At 38.7% G+C, this 22,558-nt stretch carries 21 protein-coding genes; 19 read left to right on the forward strand and 2 right to left on the reverse strand.

Going from position 1 to position 22,558, the window contains the following annotated elements; translation table 11 throughout:
* Nucleotides 1-46: 46 nt before the first annotated feature.
* The 11 genes from guaB to ADHAQ_RS0102955 all read left to right on the forward strand — a co-directional run bounded on the left by guaB (nucleotide 47) and on the right by ADHAQ_RS0102955 (nucleotide 13,544).
* A complete protein-coding gene (gene guaB, locus ADHAQ_RS0102905) occupies nucleotides 47-1,516 on the forward strand; it encodes an IMP dehydrogenase (protein WP_026461645.1) in 1,470 nt (489 codons plus the stop codon).
* A 224-nt stretch (nucleotides 1,517-1,740) separates the two neighbouring features.
* Complete coding sequence (locus ADHAQ_RS24375) at nucleotides 1,741-3,807, forward strand: GAF domain-containing SpoIIE family protein phosphatase (RefSeq protein ID WP_051359681.1); 2,067 nt, start codon at nucleotides 1,741-1,743, stop codon at nucleotides 3,805-3,807.
* Nucleotides 3,808-3,831: 24 nt separating this feature from the next.
* The gene (locus ADHAQ_RS0102915) at nucleotides 3,832-4,170 is read left to right on the forward strand and encodes an STAS domain-containing protein (RefSeq protein WP_026461646.1); all 339 of its coding nucleotides are present in this window, start codon (nucleotides 3,832-3,834) and stop codon (nucleotides 4,168-4,170) included.
* Entirely contained in the window at nucleotides 4,163-4,573 is a 411-nt protein-coding gene (locus ADHAQ_RS0102920) for an ATP-binding protein (protein ID WP_026461647.1), read from the forward strand. Before ADHAQ_RS0102915 ends, ADHAQ_RS0102920 begins: the two co-directional genes overlap by 8 nt.
* A 199-nt stretch (nucleotides 4,574-4,772) precedes the next feature.
* The gene (locus ADHAQ_RS0102925; RefSeq protein WP_026461648.1) at nucleotides 4,773-7,058 is read left to right on the forward strand and encodes a peptidylprolyl isomerase; all 2,286 of its coding nucleotides are present in this window, start codon (nucleotides 4,773-4,775) and stop codon (nucleotides 7,056-7,058) included.
* A gap of 174 nt (nucleotides 7,059-7,232) precedes the next feature.
* The gene (locus ADHAQ_RS0102930; protein ID WP_051359682.1) at nucleotides 7,233-8,603 is read left to right on the forward strand and encodes a peptidylprolyl isomerase; all 1,371 of its coding nucleotides are present in this window, start codon (nucleotides 7,233-7,235) and stop codon (nucleotides 8,601-8,603) included.
* 6 nt (nucleotides 8,604-8,609) lie between these two features.
* On the forward strand, nucleotides 8,610-9,575 hold the full coding sequence (locus tag ADHAQ_RS0102935) for an AAA family ATPase (protein ID WP_026461650.1): 966 nt from the start codon (nucleotides 8,610-8,612) through the stop codon (nucleotides 9,573-9,575).
* Nucleotides 9,576-9,781: 206 nt separating this feature from the next.
* Nucleotides 9,782-11,059, forward strand: coding sequence for an LVIVD repeat-containing protein (locus ADHAQ_RS0102940; protein ID WP_026461651.1), 1,278 nt, complete (start codon nucleotides 9,782-9,784; stop codon nucleotides 11,057-11,059).
* Nucleotides 11,060-11,668: a hypothetical protein gene (locus ADHAQ_RS0102945; protein ID WP_026461652.1), complete on the forward strand. Its 609-nt coding sequence runs from the start codon at nucleotides 11,060-11,062 to the stop codon at nucleotides 11,666-11,668.
* A gap of 258 nt (nucleotides 11,669-11,926) precedes the next feature.
* Complete coding sequence (locus ADHAQ_RS0102950) at nucleotides 11,927-12,934, forward strand: hypothetical protein (protein WP_026461653.1); 1,008 nt, start codon at nucleotides 11,927-11,929, stop codon at nucleotides 12,932-12,934.
* A 184-nt stretch (nucleotides 12,935-13,118) separates the two neighbouring features.
* Nucleotides 13,119-13,544 carry a hypothetical protein gene (locus tag ADHAQ_RS0102955; RefSeq protein WP_026461654.1) on the forward strand — a complete coding sequence of 142 codons (426 nt, stop codon included), beginning with the start codon at nucleotides 13,119-13,121 and terminating at the stop codon, nucleotides 13,542-13,544.
* Nucleotides 13,545-13,617: 73 nt separating this feature from the next.
* Here the strand turns inward: ADHAQ_RS0102955 and ADHAQ_RS0102960 are convergent, their stop codons facing one another.
* Complete coding sequence (locus ADHAQ_RS0102960; RefSeq protein ID WP_051359683.1) at nucleotides 13,618-14,754, reverse strand: hypothetical protein; 1,137 nt, start codon at nucleotides 14,752-14,754, stop codon at nucleotides 13,618-13,620.
* 149 nt (nucleotides 14,755-14,903) lie between these two features.
* Between ADHAQ_RS0102960 and recA the strand changes: the two genes are divergently transcribed.
* From recA to ADHAQ_RS0102985, 5 genes are all read left to right on the forward strand, one after another.
* Entirely contained in the window at nucleotides 14,904-15,935 is a 1,032-nt protein-coding gene (gene recA / locus ADHAQ_RS0102965; RefSeq protein WP_026461656.1) for a recombinase RecA, read from the forward strand.
* Between the two features lie 169 nt (nucleotides 15,936-16,104).
* Nucleotides 16,105-16,920, forward strand: a complete 816-nt coding sequence (locus tag ADHAQ_RS0102970) for a DUF3108 domain-containing protein (RefSeq protein ID WP_026461657.1) — start codon at nucleotides 16,105-16,107, stop codon at nucleotides 16,918-16,920.
* Between the two features lie 179 nt (nucleotides 16,921-17,099).
* Nucleotides 17,100-17,786 carry a response regulator transcription factor gene (locus tag ADHAQ_RS0102975; protein WP_026461658.1) on the forward strand — a complete coding sequence of 229 codons (687 nt, stop codon included), beginning with the start codon at nucleotides 17,100-17,102 and terminating at the stop codon, nucleotides 17,784-17,786.
* A gap of 6 nt (nucleotides 17,787-17,792) precedes the next feature.
* Nucleotides 17,793-18,833 carry a sensor histidine kinase gene (locus ADHAQ_RS0102980; protein ID WP_026461659.1) on the forward strand — a complete coding sequence of 347 codons (1,041 nt, stop codon included), beginning with the start codon at nucleotides 17,793-17,795 and terminating at the stop codon, nucleotides 18,831-18,833.
* Nucleotides 18,834-19,006: 173 nt separating this feature from the next.
* Nucleotides 19,007-19,720, forward strand: a complete 714-nt coding sequence (locus tag ADHAQ_RS0102985; protein ID WP_026461660.1) for an RluA family pseudouridine synthase — start codon at nucleotides 19,007-19,009, stop codon at nucleotides 19,718-19,720.
* Nucleotides 19,721-19,787: 67 nt separating this feature from the next.
* Here ADHAQ_RS0102985 and ADHAQ_RS24380 read toward each other — a convergent pair whose 3' ends face one another.
* Nucleotides 19,788-20,447, reverse strand: a complete 660-nt coding sequence (locus ADHAQ_RS24380) for a chemotaxis protein CheC (RefSeq protein WP_051359684.1) — start codon at nucleotides 20,445-20,447, stop codon at nucleotides 19,788-19,790.
* A 339-nt stretch (nucleotides 20,448-20,786) separates the two neighbouring features.
* Between ADHAQ_RS24380 and rplM the strand changes: the two genes are divergently transcribed.
* Genes rplM through rpsB form a run of 3 tightly spaced genes read left to right on the forward strand, consistent with a single transcriptional unit; the run spans nucleotide 20,787 to nucleotide 22,435 of the window.
* On the forward strand, nucleotides 20,787-21,233 hold the full coding sequence (gene rplM, locus ADHAQ_RS0102995) for a 50S ribosomal protein L13 (RefSeq protein ID WP_026461661.1): 447 nt from the start codon (nucleotides 20,787-20,789) through the stop codon (nucleotides 21,231-21,233).
* Between the two features lie 14 nt (nucleotides 21,234-21,247).
* Nucleotides 21,248-21,634 (forward strand): 30S ribosomal protein S9, encoded by a 387-nt coding sequence (gene rpsI, locus ADHAQ_RS0103000; protein WP_026461662.1) that lies wholly within the window; start codon nucleotides 21,248-21,250, stop codon nucleotides 21,632-21,634.
* 21 nt (nucleotides 21,635-21,655) lie between these two features.
* A complete protein-coding gene (rpsB, locus tag ADHAQ_RS0103005; protein ID WP_026461663.1) occupies nucleotides 21,656-22,435 on the forward strand; it encodes a 30S ribosomal protein S2 in 780 nt (259 codons plus the stop codon).
* The last annotated feature ends 123 nt before the right edge of the window (nucleotides 22,436-22,558 follow it).

The following is a 22,558-nucleotide window of genomic DNA, read 5'->3' on the forward strand; positions in this document are numbered from 1 at the left end:
AAAATTTAGCTTAACTTTACGCGGCAAATAACGAAATGTATTTGCCATGCACTCCTCTCAATCCAAAATTCTTTTCGAAGCCCTTACTTACGATGATGTTCTTTTAGTACCAGCTCATTCAGAGGTACTTCCACGCGAATGCGATACATCAACTCCGTTAACCCGTAATATCCGGCTTAATATTCCTTTAATTTCTGCGGCAATGGATACCGTAACCGAAGCCGAACTGGCTATTGCTATGGCGCAGGAAGGGGGCATTGGCATCATCCATAAAAACATGACAATTAAGGAACAGGCCAAACAGGTACGTAAAGTAAAACGTGCCGAAAATGGTATGATCCTGGATCCGGTTACCATGGATGAAAATGCTACTTTAGGAGATGCCTTACGCCTGATGAAGGAATTTAACATTGGAGGTATTCCGGTAACGAACAACGATAAAAAACTGGTGGGCATTATCACCAACCGCGATATCCGGTTTCAGAAAAAAACAGCTATGAAGATTTCTGAAATCATGACTAAAGAAAACCTGATAACGGCGCCTAAAGGTATTAGCCTGACTGAGGCCGAAGATATCTTGCAACAATACCGGATAGAAAAACTGCCGGTAATAGAAGATGACGGAAAATTAGTAGGTTTAATTACTTATAAAGATATTCTTAAAAGAAAAGACCGCCCTAACGCCTGCAAAGACGAATTTGGCCGTTTACGCGTAGGAGCCGCCGTTGGCGTTACCCACGATACCCTAGCCCGGGTAGCTGCTTTAGTAGAAGCCGGCGTAGACGTAATAAGTGTGGACACCGCTCATGGCCACTCGCAAGGTGTATTAAATGCCGTAAAAGAAATAAAAAACAATTTTCCTAATTTAGATTTAATTGCTGGTAACGTAGCTACTGCCGAAGGAGCCCGGGCTTTAGCCGAAGCCGGAGCCGATGCTGTGAAAGTAGGTGTTGGACCAGGCAGTATTTGTACCACCCGTATTATTGCTGGTATTGGGGTTCCTCAACTTTCTGCAGTAATAGAAGCCGTTCGTGGTTTAGAAGGCACCGGTGTTCCAGTAATTGCTGATGGCGGTATCAAATTCTCGGGTGATATTGTGAAAGCTATTGCCGGTGGTGCCAGTACCGTCATGATTGGTTCTTTATTAGCGGGCACCGAAGAAGCTCCGGGTGAAATGGTGCTATTGGAAGGCCGTAAATTTAAAACCTATCGGGGCATGGGCTCTATTGAAGCCATGGAAGATGGTTCTAAAGACCGTTATTTCCAGGATGCCGAAGATGATTTGAAAAAGCTGGTTCCGGAAGGAATAGTAGGCCAGGTACCATACAAAGGCTTAGTAAGTGAAGTTTTATACCAATTAGCAGGTGGTTTACGTGCCGGTATGGGTTATTGTGGTGCTGGTACTATTGCCAAATTACAGGACGCTAAAATGGTTAAAATTACAGCTGCCGGTTTACGCGAAAGTCACCCGCACGACGTACAAATTATTCGGGAAGCGCCGAACTATACGCGTTAGAAATAAAGAAAAAATAGTATATTTCTAAACTTAAATTACAAAAAAGAAGTAGTGTGCTTTACACCAGGGAACACAGATTGGTATTTCCTGGTGTAATTCTTTTTAAGTTTAAATAACTATGCCTTTAGCTATAAGAGACTTTTTTTCGTATATACCTACAAATTTACTTACTTACGTTTCACAAATTTTAATATCCTTACGAGCAAAAGCACGACCAGTACTACATGCCTAATCCGGTAAATTTTAAGAAAACTTTTCTATTTATTGCGGTTTTAAGCTGGTTTCTGCTTTTAGGAAATATTCTGCTTAACCATTCCCAAAGCCAGCTTTCAGCTTCTTTGGCCGGGGTATCCGATTACCTGAATTACATTCTTAAAGCTGCTTTCGTGATAGCTATTTTCATGCTGCAACGAATTAGTGTAAACAGCATTAAAGGCCTTGATTTTATTGGTTACCTGTGGAAATTATTTACGCGGGCAGGCATCACGGCCTATATCTGTATTGTGCTTTACCTGGGCTATGAAGTGTACACTAATTATTACACGGACACAAACCTGTACTTGCTTGAAGTAATTTATACCATTAATTTTGCCTTCTTTATTTACTTTATTGCAAAAGCTTTTTACATCTGGCGGCGCCTGATTTTATTTCAGAAAACCAAGGCTCTGGATTTTGAATGGCGGTGGTTTGAAATTTTACTATACAGCACCATTTTACTATCTATTTTCCGCCTTGATTATACCAGCATCATTTTTATTCCACTATTGGCCCTGCTGGCCTTATACGTTTTATTCCTGAGCTCCCATTTAAAATGGGTAGCCTATTTAACCTCTGGTAAAAGATGGCGCTCCATTTTTTTACTTCTTGCCATTTTGCTTAGCCAAGGCATTTTTATCTGGTATTTCACAGAAACCATCCCTGAAACCAGTGGTATTCAGTTAAATTACCTGGATGATCCATTTATTTTGCTTGCGGGCATGTTTGTGGTAACCTATACCGGAATTTCTTTTCTGGTTGCCTTTTTTAGTTTACCAACCTCTTCTGTATTTGAGCAAAAGCGCGATGACCTCCTTAACTTTCAGCGGCTAACCCAGCTAATACAGCAAGGGGAAGATGAGCAGCAGGTTTATAAAACTTTATTTGATAGCGCTATTAAGGCATCTAATACAGATGCTGCCTGGTTAGAAATATTAATAGATGAGGGTTCAGAAGTAATAGAAGTACTTAATCTGGAAGAATCAAATATTGTACAAATCCGGAACCTGGTTCAAAGCTTTATCATTACCAACGTAGATTATATAAACGGTAACCTGGATAACAATATCCATTTCAAAGCTTTGCAGCTCCCTTACAAATCTATTTATGTAGTTCCCTTAAAATCACCCCAGTTAAGAACTTATGGCGTTTTATATTTATTAAAAGATATTGAACAAGGCTATGACCGTGAAACTGTGAATGTAATCCGGACTTTTGCCAGCCAAACCATTTTAACTATCGAAAACCTTCGTTTAGCCAGCGAAGCTTTACAAAACGAACGGTATAAAGAAGAATTAAAAATTGCCAGTTCCGTTCAGGACAGCTTAATACCTAAAACATTCCCGCGCGATACCTGGTTTGAAATTAGCTGTTTTTCGCAGGCGGCAAAAGAAGTTGGCGGTGATTTCTACGACTTTTTGCAACTAAGCGAGAGTAGAATCGCTATTATAATTGGGGACGTTTCAGGTAAAGGTATTTCGGCCGCCTTTCATATGGCTCAAATGAAAGGGATCTTCCATGGATTAATGCAGGATGATTTGGAGCCAGTTAAGTTTATGGTTAAAGCTAATCAAGCTTTAACCCACTGCCTGGAAAGGACATCTTTTATTACCTCGGCCTTGTATATTATAGACTACAAAATGAGGGGGTTCTTTTTTGCCCGGGCCGGGCATTGTCATACGTTGTATTACAACTCCATGACAGAAGAAACCTTTTATTTTAATACCGATGGCCTGGGATTAGGTATTATCCGGGATCAATCATATGGGAAACGCATCCATAACATGCACTACGATTATAACCCCGGAGACGTCATGGTTATCTATACAGATGGTATTGTTGAGGCTCGTAATATTAAACAGGAAGAGTACGGCGAAGACCGTTTGCGGGAGATGCTGGCTCAAACTTATCACCTGAATGCCGATGACATAAAATACGCAATTATCAACGATGTAAACGATTTTAGTCAGGATATGCCTATCCACGACGACCAGACACTGATCGTAATTAAGTTCTTAAATGTTCAACAAAACTAAAACAGTTGACGTAAAAATAAAGCCATGAAAATAACACATCAAATTAATGACAAAACCATCACCATAAGCTTAGACGGTGAATTGGATGCCAGTTCTTCCGTTATGTTAGACGAAGAACTTTCAAAGCCCGAGATCATGCTATTCAGCAAAATCCTGGTAGATTGTGAACGCTTAAACTATATTTCTTCGGCTGGTTTAGGTGTATTTATTTCCCACTTACAGCGTTTCGAAGACGCCCAAATCAAACTTATATTCTTCAACATGCAGGAAAAGGTAAAAAACGTGTTCGAGATTCTCGGCCTGGACCTGCTCATGACCATTGTCTCCAGCTATGACGAAGCCATGACTGTTGCGAATGAATAACTCAATCCGGATTAGTAGCAATAAAAACAACTTAAAAGTAGTCAGAGATTTTGTTACGGATTTTTTGCACCCTTACGGGCTTTCGGCCATTGTCCTGAACCAGATTATATTAGCTGTAGATGAAATTACAGCCAATCTAATTATTCATGCCAACCACGAAGACAATAACAAATTCATAAAGCTGACTATTGAAAAGTTAGACGACACCTTCTTATTTGAAATTTCGGATAAAGGAAGATCCTTTAATCAGGCTAATTATAAAGAGCCTGATATAAAAGACCACATCCGGATTGGCAAAAAAGGAGGTGTCGGAATAGCGCTTGTGCGTCGCATAATGGACAAAGTAGAATTCACGACAGACCAGGGCACCAATGTTTGTCGCTTATATAAAAAAGTTGGGTAATCTTATTTAAAAGCTGGATGCAAAACTGTTTCCGATCAAGGAACTTAAGTACCTGTTATAGCCTTTTTAAGGTTTAAACACAAACTTCACGTATTAACTCGTACAATTTTATCGTTACTACTTAAAATTTCGCTAAAATTGCATCCAGCAAATTCTTATTTAACTATTTACCATTTTTACCCAGTATACTTTCTTTTGTATGCGTAAATGCCTTTACTATATTGGTGCCGCGGTTTGGTTCTTGTCGGGATGTAAAGCTACCGAAACTTCTGTTGCAAAATCTAAAGAGCCTGTTATTGAAACCCTAGGTGGCAAACCAGTGCCTACCACTGAGTTTGAGTATGTATATAATAAAAATAACGGCAACGCAGAAAATGCCTATACCCGAGCCAGTATACAAGAATACTTAGACTTATATACTAACTTTAAGCTTAAGGTTATGGATGCTGAAAGCCGGGGGCTAGACACCACTACGGCTTTTAAAACCGAACTGGAAGGTTATAAACAGCAACTCGCCCAGCCTTATCTAACAGAAAAAAGCGTAACCGAAGGGTTAATCCGGGAAGCCTACACCCGGATGCAAAAAGAAATTAATGCTTCCCACATTCTGGTAGCGGTAGCTCCCGATGCTGATCCCAAAGACACAGTAGCGGCCTACAATAAAATTATAGAATTACGTAAGCAGGTATTAGCTGGTGAAGATTTTGAGAAACTTGCCCATGACTATTCGGATGATGCCTCAGCTAAAGAAAACCATGGCAATTTAGGGTATTTCACATCTTTGCAGATGGTTTATCCCTTTGAGAATGCAGCTTATAAAACGCAACCGGGGCAAATCTCTGAGCCGGTAAGAACTCGGTTTGGATACCATGTTGTAAAAGTAAATAATTTACGGCCGGCTCAGGGCGAAATAAAAGTAGCCCATATTATGGTGCGGGCAACTCCGGGCTTACCTAAAGCTGATTCTGTAGCTGCAAAAAAGAAAATAGACGAAATATACAACAGAATAACGCGCAAAGGCAATTGGGATAAGTTAGTGTCTCAATTCTCTGAAGATGCCAGTTCTGCACAAAATGGTGGTGAACTACCATGGTTTGGAACAGGCCGCATGATACCCTCTTTTGAGGAAGCAGCTTTTAAATTAACCAATCCGAACGATGTTTCCCGTCCGGTGCTTACGCCTTACGGCTGGCATATAATTAAATTAATTGAGCGCAGGAACTTACCCCCTTATGAAGACATGGAGCCATCTTTACGGAGTCGGGTAGCCAAAGATTCTCGCTCTGAATTGAATAAAGCAGCCTTTTTAAAAAGAATAAAAGGTGAAAATAATTTTCAGGAAGATGCAGGCAGTAACACCTATGTCTTAGGCAAAGCTGATTCGGCAATTGTAAAAGGAACCTGGCAGAATACTTTTCCTGATAAAGAAACAAATACCCAATTGTTCACCATTAAAGGTAAAGTGTACCGGATAAAAGACTTTTTCAATTACATTCAGGCAAATCAGAAGGCCCGGAGAAATACATCGCCAACCCATGCCATGCAATTACTGTATGATGCTTTTGTGGAACAAAGCCTGATGGATTATGAGAAAGAAAATCTGGAAAATAAGTATGTAGATTATAAAATGCTGGTGCGGGAATACCGGGATGGCATTTTACTATTTCAGCTAATGGACGAAAAAGTTTGGTCTAAAGCCTTGGAAGATACGGTAGGGCTAAAAAACTTTTTTGAAAGAAACCGGGAAAATTACAGATGGGACACCCGTGCTGAAGCCACCATATTAAGTGCTGCAAATAAAGAAACGTTAGCTACGGCTCAGAAATTAATGACCACCGGCCGGTACGAACTACGGAAAAGCAAACCAGCACCTATAGTATTTGCGGCCGGCAAAGATATTATTTCAGCTCAGGCTAAAACACAACTAGACCAACTGGCCACCCGCCTTCAGGCTGACACGTCCTTAACCCTGGTAATAACCGGTAAAATTGATGCCAGAGAAGTAGCACAGAAAAACACCACGCTGGCATTAAAACGTGCTAATCATGTAATAACCTATTTACAAAATAAAGGCGTACCGAACAGGCAACTCCTGCTCGATACCGAAAGCAAAATTAGTGGCACTCAGCGAGCTGTCCAGTTCGATTTATATTCTACTGACTTAAAGGTTTTAGAACAGATTGTAAATGATGCTAATCCGTTAGCCTTACAGGCCAGCCGGAAAAGATTTGCCAAAGGGGAAAACAAAATATTGGATACCGTTTCCTGGCAACCTGGCACCCAAACAGTAGAAAGAGATGGCCGAATATACTTTATTCAAATTCATCAAATATTACCTCCTGCCTACAAAAGGTTAAACGAAACCCGGGGAATAGCAACTTCTGATTTCCAAAACTACCTGGAGAAAGAATGGATAACCGAACTTCGGCAACGGTACCCGGTGGTGGTAAATCAGGTTGAAGTAGAAAAACTTATAAAAAAATAAAGCTTAAAAGCGCTGCCTGCCAGGGCAGCGCTTTTTATTTTGTACCTGAAATAGATACCTTTGCGAATTATACCTTATTTAAAATTTTTTAGAAAGAATTTACGTTATTAGTGCGCTGGTCTGGATTGTTTTATTCGTAACGCCAGACTTGCTTCTTTTTCCGAATTAAAACCAATGATTAATAACCCCTTCGTGAATTTATTTGTAAAAGGCTTGTTTACACTGCTACTCTGCGTAAGTGTATCCATTTTTGCTTCAGGCCAGCAAAAACCCAAATCTCTGGATGGTATTATAGTAAAAGTAAATAACCAAATTGTTTTACGCTCCGATTTAGAAGCTGCCGTTGCCCAGGAATCAGCTCAGGGCAGAACCCCCAGCGAAAAAGACAGATGTGCTATCCTGCGTTTTTTATTAACCCAAAAATTAATGGTAGCCCGGGCCGATATCGACTCCGTAACGGTGGACGATGACATGATAGAAGGCCAGTTAAATGAACGAATGCAGTATTTCGTTTCTCAGATTGGCAGTGAGCAACGACTGGTGGAATATTATAACAAAAGCCTTAATCAATTAAAAGATGATTTACGGCCTTCCATCCGGGAACAGCTCATCGGGCAAAAAATGCAACAAGAAATTACTTCTAAGATAACGGTTACGCCAAGTGAAGTAAAACGGTTCTTTAATAAAATCCCGAAAGACAGCTTACCTTATTTTTCTACTGAAGTAGAAATTGGTCAGATAGTTAAATTAGCTACCGTTAATAAAAAGCAAAAAGAAGAAGTTCGGAATAAGCTGCTGGAGTTTAAAAAACGTATTCTGGCCGGTGAAAGCTTTGAATCCCTGGCTACACAATATTCTGAAGACCCAGGATCTGCTGCTAAAGGTGGTGAACTGGGTTTCTTTAAGAAAAAAGAACTGGTTCCTGAATACGAAGCCACTGCTTTAAAATTAGAGCCCGGACAAATTGCTGACCCGGTTGAGTCGCAATTTGGTTTCCACTTAATCCAGTTAATATCCCGCCGCGGCGAGGAATATAATACCCGTCATATTTTAATTAAGCCTACATCTACGGATCTGGACATGGATGCCACCGGTGAAGAGCTAAAAAAATTGCGTTCCCGTATTCTGGCCGATAGCATTTCTTTCTCAAAAGCTGCTAAAGATTTGTCTGATGATAAAATAACTAAAGATAATGGCGGTCTATTAATGAACCGTTCCGACCGTAGCACGTATATTCCGCTGGACCAGGTAGATCCTTCTATCTTCTTCACAATTGATACCATGAAAGTTGGTTCAATTACTCAGCCTTTACCTTACCGTACCGAGGATGGCAAACAGGCCATGCGTATTATTTACTTAAAATCTAAAACGCCACCGCACCAAGCTAATATGAAAGATGACTATCAGAAATTAGCTGCGGCCGCCTTGAACGAGAAAAGAAATAAAGCCCTGGCTGATTGGTTTGAGAAGAACAAGAATACGGTATTTATTGATATTGACCCAGAATTTAATAAATGTGATATTTTAAGCTCTGATCTCTATTAGAACCCTATGAAGCATTTTAGCTCGGATAAGGAAGCAGCCGATGCGCTGCACCAGGCCTATCGTGGCCTTAACAGTGAAATTTCCAAAATAATAATTGGTCAGGATGAAGTAGTACGATTAGTACTTACGGCTATCTTTTCACAAGGACACTGCTTATTAGTGGGGGTTCCGGGGCTGGCCAAAACACTGTTAATTCAAACTATTGCTTCATCTTTGGATTTATCCTTTAATCGGATTCAGTTTACGCCTGATTTAATGCCATCTGATATTGTGGGTTCCGAGACCATGGATCAGAATCGTAATTTCCAGTTTGTAAAAGGACCGGTATTTGCCAATATTGTTTTGGCCGATGAAATAAACCGGACTCCGCCTAAAACCCAGGCAGCTTTACTTGAATCGATGCAGGAATATTCGGTAACGGTTGCCGGAATGCGGTACGATTTACCCCGGCCTTTTTTTGTTTTGGCTACCCAAAACCCGATTGAACAGGAAGGTACCTACCCCTTGCCCGAAGCCCAGCTGGACCGCTTTATGTTTAATATTACGTTGGACTACCCTAGCTTTGCTTCGGAATTACAGATAGTAAAAAATACTACTTCCAATATCAAACAAACCATCAATAAAGTATTGCATTCAGATGACATTATGGCTTACCAGCAATTGGTACGCCGGGTGCCTGTAGTAGATAATGTGGTAGATTACGCGGTACGTTTAGTCCATAAAACTCGTCCTAATACCGAAATGGCTTCTCCGCAAGCAAATCAGTTTCTGGAATGGGGCGCTGGTCCCCGGGCTTCCCAACATTTAATTGTCGGAGCCAAATGTAATGCGCTATTAAACGGCAAATATTCACCAGATATTGAAGACGTACAAGCAGTAGCATTACCCATTTTGCGCCACCGGATTGTACGGAATTTTAAAGCTGAAGCCGAAGGCATTACAGTAGAGAAGATAATTAAAGATCTTCTGTAAGATTAGAATCAATTTAAACATAAAAGGCTGCTCTTTTTTAAGAGCAGCCTTTTATGTTTAAATCCAATTGAATTACAATTATTTAAAGCCGTAAATAGAATAGAGGCAAGTCAGACTAGTAAATAAAATCTAAATTTGCTTTGCAACCATTTGCCTCAGATTAGGCTCATTATAAATAATAACAAAGGTCAAAATCTTTTACAATGATGAAAAGAGCTCTACTTCAAAAAAAATGGTTAAATCTCCTCCTGATATTTTCTGGTTTTATGGTGATGGCGTGTACCGACGAAATAGAAACAACCATTACCTATACCCGATATGAGCCAGTCTATATGTTGCGGTCGGAACTAAAAAGTGCCATTAAAGTAAGTGCTCCACAGGGGCTTGTTAATCCTGGGAAAATTTATGTCAAAGATAATTACCTTTTTATCAATGAAGTAGAAAAAGGAATTCATATTATTGATAATGCCGATCCTGCAGCTCCTAAAAAAATAAGCTTTATTGAGATTCCGGGTAATATGGATATAGCTGTAAAAGGGAATATATTATATGCCGACAGTTATATAGACTTAGTTGCCTTTGATATAAGTGATCCATTAGAGGTAAAACTGGTAAAGCGGGTCGATAATATTTTCCCAACTAATGGAATGTTGGTTGCCGATACCGCCAAAGTTTTTTTAGCACGCTATGAAGAAAAAACAATAACCGAAAGCGTTAAAGATTATAACCGGAATCAATCCGCAGGATCAGCCATATTTTCAAGCAGAGACGCCGTAAGTATGACGTCTGCCAAAGCTCCTTCATCTGGCGGGGCAGGCAAAGGTGGCTCTATGGCCAGGTTTGCGATATCAGGCAATTACCTATATACCGTTAGTTTAACCAACTTACAAGTCTTTGACATTAGCAATAACACTGATCCTAAAAATGGTGAGAAAATAAATTTAGGTTGGGGAATAGAAACTATTTTCCCTTATAACAACAAGCTGTTTATTGGCTCCACCACCGGCATGCATATTTACGACAACAGCAATCCGGTTAAGCCAGAACACCTTTCCACCTATCAGCATGTAAGAAGCTGCGACCCGGTAGTTGTAGAGGGAGATCTGGCTTGGGTAACCTTACGTTCCGGTAACGCTTGTGCCGGCTTTACTAATCAGCTGGAAGTATTAGATGTAAGTAATGCCCGGAGCCCAAAATTACTTAAAACTTATCCAATGGATAATCCTCATGGTTTAGGTATCGACAATCACACCCTATTTCTATGTGAAGGCACTTATGGTTTAAAGGTTTTCGATATAAAAGATCATATGAAGGTGAATGAAAACCTAAAGGCTCATTTCAAAGGCAAGGACGCCTATGACGTTATTCCATTAGGAACTTCACTTTTGATGATTGGGAAAGATGGTTTGTACCAGTACGACTACAGCAACATCAACCAAATAAAACTTTTAAGCAAAATACCAGTAGCTGGTAAAAGTATTTAAATGAAATATTTTCTAAAGTCTATGGCCCTCCTGATCTTACTAATAGGAAGGTCTAAATTTACATCTGCCCAAAATATTAGCTCCCATACAACTGCCGTAGAAGCCAACCCTAATAAAACTTCCAGGTATATTGGGACTATAGAACTAGGTTATTTGTATGGGAAAACATCTGGCCTTTCTTTTAATAATATTTATATAAACCATAGCACTCCAACCGTTCAATTTTTTAATGGCTATCGACTTAACCCTAGATTAGCCTTAGGAGCCACTATTGCTTTTGATTTCTATCAGGAAGTTCTAATTACTCCTATTGCATTGGGTATCAAAGGTGCTGTCTTGGATAAAAGAGTAAGCCCTTACTATAGTTTAGATGTAGGTTACGGTGCCACCATCTTGAATAGCACCAGCAATGGCAGGAAGCAAGAAGGAGGCTTTATGTTTAACCCAACTTTAGGATTTCGGGTAAATACTGGTAATATGTCGGCTTTTACTTTTGGAGTTGGTTTCAAAAGTCAACGTGCCCAAATAGAATATAATAATTGGGGCACCCGAACCAATCAAAACATTTTGTTTAAACGCCTTTCCTTACGAACAGGGTTTATGTTTTAAACAACTAGAATAGATAGAAGCCTGTGTTTTGGTAAACACAGGCTTTTTGCTTTTAAACCTCTTGAGATTATTAAGCTTCAAATAATTCTAGGATGAATAGATTTTCATCTATATTGCTTAAAACTCTTTATGAAGTGGTAAAACAAAAAAATTACTCCTTAAATAAGAAGCTTAAAAGGCAAAATAAATAGTAAAAAACCATAAGGCAATAGGTTAGTAAACTAATAGCTAAAACCATACTTTAAATGTATAAAGTAAATGAAATACGCTTTCCTCCTCCTTTTCCTCTTAGGATTCATTACTACTTCCTGCCAGAAAAATGCTGCCAACGAAATCCAAAAAGAGAATGCAGCCATAGGAGATTCTACTGCTTTGAGTATAAAACAAGCAAGACCTGCCGCAACAAGCAATAATGAGTTGGCGAAGCAAATAGATTGCGAAGCATATTTTAAATTAAATTATGTCTCAGATTCACTTAAGGCATTTTATATAGCTCAACTTATTGCCCAGCATAATTCAGCCCTTTCCCTGAACACTAAACAATTTTTGCTACAACTGCAAGATGAGTTACTAAACCCTATGAAGTATTCTGACCAATTAGCTTTTACCAAAGTACTTGCTCCTGTTTTTAACTTAGAAGCTAATCAGTTAAGTATTATTACTTTCCCAAACTACGTTCAAGCTCAGGATAGCTTTCAGGATATTTCTGCTGAAAGTGATTTGGTAAAACTTACCAGTTCTGCCAAGCAAAATAATAATGAGGAACCCAGTTTAGAGAAGGGAAAGTTAATTTATTATCCTCAAATTCTGGATTCAATTTTAAAAGCCGGTAAGCCCTTAGTTTATGTTTATTCAACTAAAGGTGTAAAAAGCACCTGCATTAAAGACTTTGGCTTTAATGCGGGCGAATGTTCCGAGTCTTACCATTACTTGTTAGATACCCGAAACTTTACCACACAAGACAAGAATTTATTTGCCAGCAAATACAAACTAGATTTAATTTTTGAAAACAATCCGGAAATTGACCGCCTGATGAGGAATCAGGTAGTAAAAGAATGTGAAGATTGCCCCAGCAGTAGCCATCTTGTGAAAACGTTTGCCCGTTTAAAGGGCACCGACAATGTGTATTTCACTTATGCTGATACTTTTCCGTTGAACAATGAATTAGATACCCCCTCCCGCGGCTTAATTTTAAGAACAAAAGAAAATAAAATTGTAAACCTGTGGTATAAAGAAGTGGATTTATTTGGCTGCAGCTGCTTGTAAAGAGGTCCACTACAAATAGAGACAAATAATATTCAAATGAGTCCATTTATAAGCCTTTGCCGGGATATTCTCGTAAAATAGTTTTGTGAAGTTTTTCTACTTTTGTGTAACACCTCATAGCCAAATATTAGCTTTATAGGCAAAAATATTTAAGATCTTAATCAATTTAACTGTAAGAAAATACATGGAAGCCCGCTCCCTATACGAACGTTTTGAAAATAACCTGAATACCCTTCTGGAAATTTTAACTCACGATATTGATCTGAGTCGTACGCCTTTTGAAACATCTTTGCCTTTAGAAATAAACATTCTTTGTGCTGTTTTAAACACCACCGGCGAGCATTTCGAAATCAAATCAACGGGAATTCAATCGGTAGCAGAATTTAAAGATTTGTACGTGCACAATAAAGAACACGCTTCAAAAGCCATGGAGCAGATCCTGAATGACAAGCGTTCTTACATGAAAACTCCGGAAGGCACCATGCTCACTAAAGAAATGCTTATCCGACGTCTGGAATATTTTAACGAAGCAGCGCGGGTACTTAACGTTATGATTACGCAGAAATCATTGGGAAGCCCACTACAATACAATTATTCTTCTTCTAAGTAACTTCTATGTAAGTATAAACTAAAAAAGGCCTTAAGAATAGAGGCCTTTTTTAGTTTTGGTTTGTAAGAAAGCTTTAGTTTTCCCGTACCCGTGTTATAAAAAAGTCGGTATAATAATGGACATAAACACCTAAGGAAAATTCTGTCTGGGGATTATTTAAATCGAATACCGGTTCAAAACGGGTCGAAATGGATAAGTTATCCAGTATCGGAAAATCTCGCATAAAGCGCACAATTAAAAGACGCCGGTCAGGCTCTAAATAATTTGGCTTCTTAACTGTAGTAGAAGCCGATGAAAATAATTGTCCACCTTTCTCGGCGTAATAATTATGCCCATCCCAATACGAAAGCATTACATTTACCGCTTTGGTATTTAAACCGGCATTTAAGTAAAGGCCCTGGCCAGATGCAAATGGCACTTGTCGCACATTAGATTGATCTTTATAAAAGACCCAAAAGTTTTGCGAGGTAAAGCTTTGGAAGAAATTCCCTTGCAACTTCTTTTGCAGGTTAAATCCGGTAGCTCCATTTAAAAGGGTTAGTAACGGTAAATTAGAAACATCAATTTGGCCGCCTTTATGCTGGGCCGTAAACTGAAGTGGTACTCCCAGTCGCCAACCGCTTGTAGTTTCAAAAATTTTCTTTTCGGCAGTTATTCCCCCAAATATTTCTTCCCGGGCATTTTCGCCCCGGTACAACATGCGTTGCCAGTCTATCCAAGCATCCAATGTTAGACCCTTAGTTTTCAATAAGTATTGGGTACCGTTTTCCAGGGTATTTGTAATTACCCGTTCAAAATCCAGCAACGGTTCAATATACCCGTGGTTTAGGTTGCCTTCCAGGGTTCCAAAAATAAAAGCCGACTTTTGGTTTTGAACTTTCACCGTAAAAGTGGGTTGCACTTGCTGTAGTTTGGGGTTCCCAAAGTCTTTCAACAGAAACACTCCTCCTTCTATCCTGACATTCTGAGCCGGAAAGTACACCAGCCGAGGATTTAAATGATAGCCAAACAAAGTATAGCCAGCTGCTATATCATTGGTGTATTCATTGTCGCGCATAAAGCCTAATGTCCGGAAACCAAAGCGCAAATCTTGCTTGTATTCGGGCTTTACCGGTAAAGAATAAAGCAAGGCTGAATTGTTTAGTTGGGCATAACTTTTAATAACTGAAATAGTTAAAATAAGGGCAATAAAACGACGAAATATTTTCATAAAATCAGCTACGAAATGGCACGAAAAAAGGCGGGTTTATGTTAAAAATCAGCCACCAATTACAATGCTTTTGCAGCTATATTTTACTTGGAAATTGCTACAAAAAACTGTAATTTAGGCCTAAATTTAAGGAATATAAAAAGACAAAGATGAGTGCAAACAACGAAAAATTAAAGGCTCTCCAATTAACCATGGATAAGCTCGACAAGACCTATGGAAAAGGTACTGTGATGAGACTGAGCGATAACAAAGTAGAAGATATCCCGGCTGTATCCACTGGTTCTCTAGGGCTTGATATTGCGTTGGGTATTGGCGGCCTACCAAAAGGTCGTATTGTAGAAATCTATGGTCCGGAATCATCAGGTAAAACAACTTTAACCTTGCATTGTATTGCCGAGACCCAGAAGCGTGGTGGTTTAGCTGCTTTTATTGATGCAGAGCACGCTTTTGATCGGGTTTATGCCGAGAAATTAGGTATTGATACAACTAACTTATTGATATCGCAACCAGATAACGGTGAGCAGGCTTTAGAAATTGCCGACCACCTGATTAGCTCTGGTGCTATAGATATTATTGTTATTGACTCTGTTGCTGCCTTAGTACCAAAAGGGGAGTTAGAAGGTGATATGGGTGATAGCAAAATGGGTTTACAGGCACGTTTAATGTCGCAAGCGCTGCGTAAATTAACTGGTACAATTAACAAAACCGGCTGTACCTGTATTTTCATTAACCAGTTACGTGAGAAGATTGGGGTTATGTTTGGTAACCCAGAAACAACCACTGGTGGTAACGCGCTTAAATTTTATGCCTCTGTTCGGTTAGATATTCGTCGGATAGGCCAAATTAAAGAGGGTGCTGATAACATTACTGGTAACCGTACCCGGGTGAAAGTTGTAAAAAACAAAGTAGCACCTCCGTTTAAAGTAGTGGAGTTTGATATTATGTACGGCGAAGGCATTTCTAAAGTAGGTGAAATCTTGGATTTAGGTGTTGAGCTAAATATTATTCAGAAATCAGGTTCGTGGTTCTCCTACAATGGAGATAAATTAGGCCAGGGCCGTGATGCTGTTAAACAAATATTACTTGATAATGAAGGTTTAATGGACGAAATTGAAGTTAAGATTCGTGCTATCATTAAAGGTGAGCCAGAAAAAGTGGCTGCTATAGTGGATGGCGAATAATTGAAGCTTTTTTCTTCAGGATTTTAGAAAGGTGTCTGCATGCGGGCACCTTTTTTTATAACAATAAGTTAAAGACTTATAAAAATCAAATAATTAACTTTGCGTTCTATAATCAGACGTTGTTGGTATAACATTTGATTGATTATGGTAGAAGCAAAGATTACCTGTTATGAATAAACTTTCCCTCTTGATATTAGTGCTGTTGGTGGTAGGGTCAGGCTTTATTGCTAAAGAGTCTGAGCGTACTGTTTCTCAGAACGCTTTTACCAGGGGCGAAGTCCTTAATTATAAAGTGCATTACGGGGTTATTAATGCTGCCGATGCCGTTATAAATATTGATGAGGACATGAACTGGGTAAACAACCGGCCTTGTTATAAAGCAACCGTATTTGGAAAAACAACAGGTTCTTTTGATTATTTTCTGCGCATTCGCGATACGTGGCGCACCTATATTGATACTGCCTCCATTTTACCCCAGCATTTTTACCAGAATATTGAGGAAAATAAATACCGCAAAACCGAAAAAATAACATTTGACCATTCTAAAAACGTTGCGGTAGTAGAGCGGATTAAAGTAAAAGAGCCTAGGAAAGCTGAAACATTTAAAATTCCGGATAATGTACAGGATATAGTAAGTGGTTTTTACTACCTCCGCACCCTGGACTTTAATAAATACCGCAATGGCGATGTAATTAAAGTTAAAGGCTTCTTTGATAACGAAGTGTTTGATATGGATGTAATTTTTAAGGGACGCGAAACAGTAGCTACAAAAGCCGGAACTTTCCAGGCTTTTAAATTGGTACCACGTATGCCCGACAATAAATTATTTGCCGGTGAAAATGCCATTTCAGTTTACCTTTCAGATGATAAAAACAAAATTCCGGTTTTAATCAAAGCTGATATGTTTGTAGGGGCTGTAAAAGTAGACTTATATAAATATAGCGGATTGCGGTATAAGCTAACGTCTATTCGAAACCATCAATAGCATTCCTATAGTCTTCTTAATTAGGAAAATATTACCAGAAAGTTAATAATTTCTTAACAAAAGACCCTATCCTTCCTCCCATCTGTTAAAAGTAAAAGCCCTATATTTGTCGCGTTAAAGAACGAGTAAATTAATTTGTTTTAAATGTTTGTTCTTTTCTAAACTTAACAGGCTGACTTGTGCAAACAACATATAAAATTCTGGTAGTAGACGATGATGCTGATATTGTAGAATTGCTACAATACAACCTTACTAAAGAAGGTTACGATGTAACTCATGCCGAAAATGGCAAAGAAGCCATAGCCGTGGCTACTCAGTTTCAGCCAGACATTATCCTGATGGACGTTATGATGCCTATTATGGATGGTATAACGGCTTGCCGGCATTTACGGGAAATGCCTGAATGCAAAGACACCTACATCCTCTTTTTAACAGCACGTTCAGAGGAATTCTCCGAAGTTGCAGCTTTTGAAGCAGGAGCAGATGATTTTATTACCAAACCTATCAAGCCTAGGGCCTTATTAAGCCGTTTATCTGCCTTCGTGCGTCGGGGTAATCAGGGAGCAGCCGATCAAAATGAAGTTATTCAGGTAGGTAATATTAAAATAGACCGCACCAGTTTCTCAGTTTTTAAAGGCGATGAACGAATAACTTTGCCTAAGAAAGAATTCGAATTATTGGCATTTTTAGCCAACACCCCTGACAAAGTATTTAATCGCGAGGAATTACTCAATAATATCTGGGGTACGGACGTTTATGTAATTGCCCGTACCGTAGATGTGCATATAAGAAAAGTGCGCGAAAAGATTGGTGAAGATCATATTAAAACCATTAAAGGCGTAGGCTATAAGTTTAACACCGATTAATAACTTATGGAATTTAATTCCAGAACTATTGCTATTATAATTTCCGTTGTTGTAGCTCTTATTTTTACTACTTTTTTATATTTCTCCCAATTCTTATCTATGCGCGCCCTAGCTTTATCGCTGGGCTGCACTTTCTCTATTTGTTTTATCATGATTTACTTTTCCTACGAGATCCTGATATTTAGAGAAATCAATAATATTTACGCCAGTCTGGAACATATTAAACGCAAAGAGTTCCGGCGCATGAGCAATAAATTTCTTTTCCGTCCTGAGCCACTTAAAAGAATTAAAGAAGAAATTCTGTACATGGCCGAACAAAAGCAAAAAGAAATAGATGAGCTAAAGCAACTGCAGGTTTTGCGGAGAGAATTCCTGGCGGATGTTTCGCATGAACTAAAAACCCCCATTTTTGCCGCTCAAGGCTTTATCCATACGCTTTTAGATGGAGCCGTAGATGATATTAAGGTACGGGATAAATTTCTGCAGAAAGCAGCCCGCAGCCTGGATGGCTTGGATAATTTAGTACAAGACCTGATTAGCATTTCACAGCTTGAAAAAGGTGTGGTTAAAATGCAGAAGAAAACATTTAATTTGGTACTTTTATGTCAGGAGGTTTTTGAAGAATTAGAATTAAAAGCCGCCGACCGCCAAGTAAATTTACATCTACAGGTAGAGGATCAATCTGCGGAAATGATGGTTTATGCCGATAGCAACCGAATAAAACAAGTATTGATAAACCTGGTTGACAATGCCATAAAATATGGCCGGGAAGGTGGTAATATTTGGATAAAATTACAAAACGCCAAAAGAAAGATACAGGTAGAGGTAACCGATGATGGCCCAGGAATAGCCACAGAACACCAACCCCGCATTTTTGAACGTTTTTACCGCATTGATAAAAGCCGGTCGCGCGAGAGTGGCGGCTCCGGACTTGGTTTAGCTATCTCCAAACATATTCTGGAGGCGCACCGTTCTTCTATCGAACTAATAAGCGAAGTTAACCAGGGAACCTCTATGCAATTTAAATTAGCAAAGGCTAAAAGCTAATTTACCATTTATTCTTGCCTCAACCCTCCCCTAATTAATTCTAATTGGAATAATTTACCCATCTTTGTTGTTGTATTACTTTTAGATTTGCTGGTTTTCAGAAAAGCTTCTGTTTAAACCTTTCATGAGCATTTTAAAAGAAAAATATTAATTCATCCATTCAGCTAATAAACATGAAATATCCTGTTTTTAAGGATTTAATCATTTTTGAGAACGAAGATTATATTATAATCAATAAGCCACCATTTCTGGCTACTTTAGAAGATCGTGCCTTAAATTCAACTAACGTATTACGCTTAGCCAGGCAATATAACCCGGATGCGCAAGCTTGTCACCGTTTAGATAAAGAAACTTCCGGTGCTTTAGCTTTAGCTAAAAATAACGAAGCGTACCGCCATTTATCTATGCAATTTGAGCATCGGGAAGTTACTAAACTTTACCATGCAGTAGTTTGGGGTGCCCAGGATTATGAAGGCTTGTTAGTAGACCGTGCCATTCAGCCAGGATTAAAAGGTACTGCTAAACTTACACGTAGTGGTAAACCAGCACAAACCTATTTTAAAACCCTGGAAAAGTATAGCCGACATACCCTGGTTGCTTGTAAACCTGTTACAGGACGTATGCACCAGATCCGACTGCACTTAGCTTATTTAAATGCCCCTATTGTAAGTGATACATTGTATGGAGGAGAACATTTATATCTTTCCAATCTCAAGAAGAATTTTAACCTGAGCAAAGACTCTGAAGAACAACCATTCATCAAGCGTTTTGCTTTACATTCTTTTCAGTTAGGCTTTACTAACTTACAAGGCGAACCTTTACTGATAGAAGCTCCTTATCCAAAAGACTTTCAGGTTTTAATAAAGATGCTACGGCAACATAAATAACCTGCTTCCCTAATACTAAAAAAGCCACCTGTGCAGGTGGCTTTTTTAGTATTAGGGAAACCTTAAATTAAAAGTTATTAGCCCGACCTGTTTCTTTTAATAATTTATAATCATATAAATTATCACGCCTGATTATGCGCAGCAATTCCGATACTGATAAAGAATCAAAAACCACCAGCATGGGCAATTCCACTGATTTTACCAATTTCCGGAAATACGTTTTTATAGTAATAACAAACGGCTGGTATTCCGGCATATCCTCCAAAATGTGATGGATAGAACTGGCCTCACTGGCAAATAAAGCAGAGGCATTTTGAGTAGATAACTTAAGATGAAGTATCTTAGATAATTGCGTGGATAAAGCGGAGGTAATAATCTGACTTATTTCTAATAACATTTCCTGCTTTTGGCTATCATAATCAGGAGATATGCTAGAGACATCTTCTAAACAAACATCCGCAATCTTTGTAATATTTTCTGCTGTAAATAATAAAAACGTTTTCCCATTTAATTCGCCCTTTATATCTGACCGAATTACATAATATATTTCTTGATATTCATCAATCACATCCGGCAAAACCCTTGGCTCTATTATTTTAATCTCCGGAACATCGAGCAGCACCCCACCTTTAGCATAGTTAGAAAAAGAATCAGCAGCACGAGCCAGCCCAATGCTGATAATTTCACGTAGGACATCCTTCTCTAACTCATTAATTATAATATACATATACCAAAAATAAAGAACAAATATAAAGGGCTATTGATTAAGCAAATATAGTAAACACAACTTTTTTATACCGTATTTAATACTAAGTATATTTAACATACTAGAAACGGTTAAAGACCTATTATGTTTAAAAAAATGTATTATTTATATACTCAAAGAAGGATTTTACCTGGAATCAGGATAGCGGAAGCCGTTGAATTAATTTATTAAAACTGAATAATTTAGCTTTATATTAAATATACGGTTGTATATTTAATATAAAGCAGTTATCTTTGTGCTCATTTTCTGGAAAAGTCCAGAATTATTTTTTATAAACTAAACGCTTAAAAAAGCACCTAGATGGATCACTTAAGTTATAAGACGCTATCAGTTAGTAAGGCGACCGCTAATAAAGGTTGGGTAGTGATAGACGCCGGAGACGCAACATTAGGCCGCGTAGCGAGCCAAATCGCTAACATTTTAAGAGGCAAAACTAAGCCTTCTTTTACTCCTAACGCCGATTGCGGTGATAACGTAATTGTTATCAATGCTGCTAATCTACGGGTTACCGGTAAAAAATTAGACAACAAAGTTTATGTAACACACTCTGGTTACCCAGGCGGTCAGAAACATACTACTGTACGTGAATTAAAAGCTAAATCTCCTGCTAAAGTAGTAGAAAGAGCGGTACGTGGTATGTTGCCAAGAACCCGTTTAGGCCGTGAGCAATTCCGTAACCTGTTTGTTTATGATGGAGCTGAACATCCGCACGAAGCACAACAGCCAAAACAAGTAAAAATATCCTAACTATATAACAATTAATGGAAATTCTCAATACATCTGGTAGAAGAAAAACCTCGGTAGCGCGCATTTACCTGAGCGCAGGGCAAGGGAATATCACTATTAACGATAGAGATATCAAAGCGTACTTCCCAAGTGAAGTATTACAAACAATCGTAAATCAGCCGCTGAAAACTTTGGATGCAGTTGGTAAATACGATGTTAAAGTAAATGTAAGAGGTGGTGGTACAAGTGGTCAGGCAGAAGCAATTCGCTTAGCTATTGCAAAAGCCTTAATCGCTGAAAACGCAGAAGCTCGTCCAGCTCTGAAGAAAGAAGGCTTCTTAACTCGGGACCCACGTATGGTTGAGCGTAAGAAGTTCGGTAAAAGAAAAGCGAGACGTTCATTCCAGTTCTCTAAACGATAATCTCAAAGGTGTATTCACAAAATGGCTAGTACAACAAATTATAAAGAATTATTGGAGGCAGGTGTACACTTTGGTCACCTTACCCGTAAATGGGATCCAAAAATGGCGCCGTACATTTTCATGGAGAAAAACGGCATCCATATTATTGACTTAAACAAAACTGTTGCTTCTTTAGACGAAGCAGCTGCTGCTATCCGTCAGATTGCAAAATCTGGTCGTAAAATCATGTTCGTAGCTACTAAAAAACAAGCTCAGGACATCGTAGCAGACGAGGCAAAACGTCTGAAAATGCCTTACGTTACTGACCGTTGGTTAGGTGGTATGCTTACTAACTTTGCTACCGTACGTAAGTCGTTAAAGAAAATGACTTCTATTGATAAGTTAATCAAAGACAATACTACTTACACTAACTTAGCAAAGCGTGAGCGTTTAATGTTATCGCGTGAGCGTGAGAAATTAGGCCGTGTATTAGGTGGTATTTCTGACTTATCTCGTTTACCAGCAGCTTTATTTGTTGTTGACGTAAAACGCGAGCACATTGCTATCCGCGAGGCTCAAAAATTAAACTTACCGGTATTTGCTATTTGCGATACTAACTCTAACCCAGATTTAGTAGACTTCCCTATTCCGGCTAACGATGATGCTTCAAAATCAATTTCTTTAATTGTAAGAGTAATTGGTAAAGCAATCGAAGATGGTTTATCAGAAAGAAAAGTAGACAAAGAAGATACGGAACGTAAGCGTTCTGAAGAAGAAGGAATTGCTGAGAAAGTAGCAGCTGATTCTCCTTCGGCAGAATAATTCCAAATTAATAAATAAATGAGAAACTGAACATTAGATAACTTACTTCTAGTGTTCAGTTTTTTTTAATTAAAACATTAGCAGTTAGGCAATGAATACAGGAAATTTACTTACTCCTTACAA

The organism is Adhaeribacter aquaticus DSM 16391 (assembly GCF_000473365.1).
GTDB classification, from domain to species: Bacteria; Bacteroidota; Bacteroidia; order Cytophagales; family Hymenobacteraceae; genus Adhaeribacter; species Adhaeribacter aquaticus.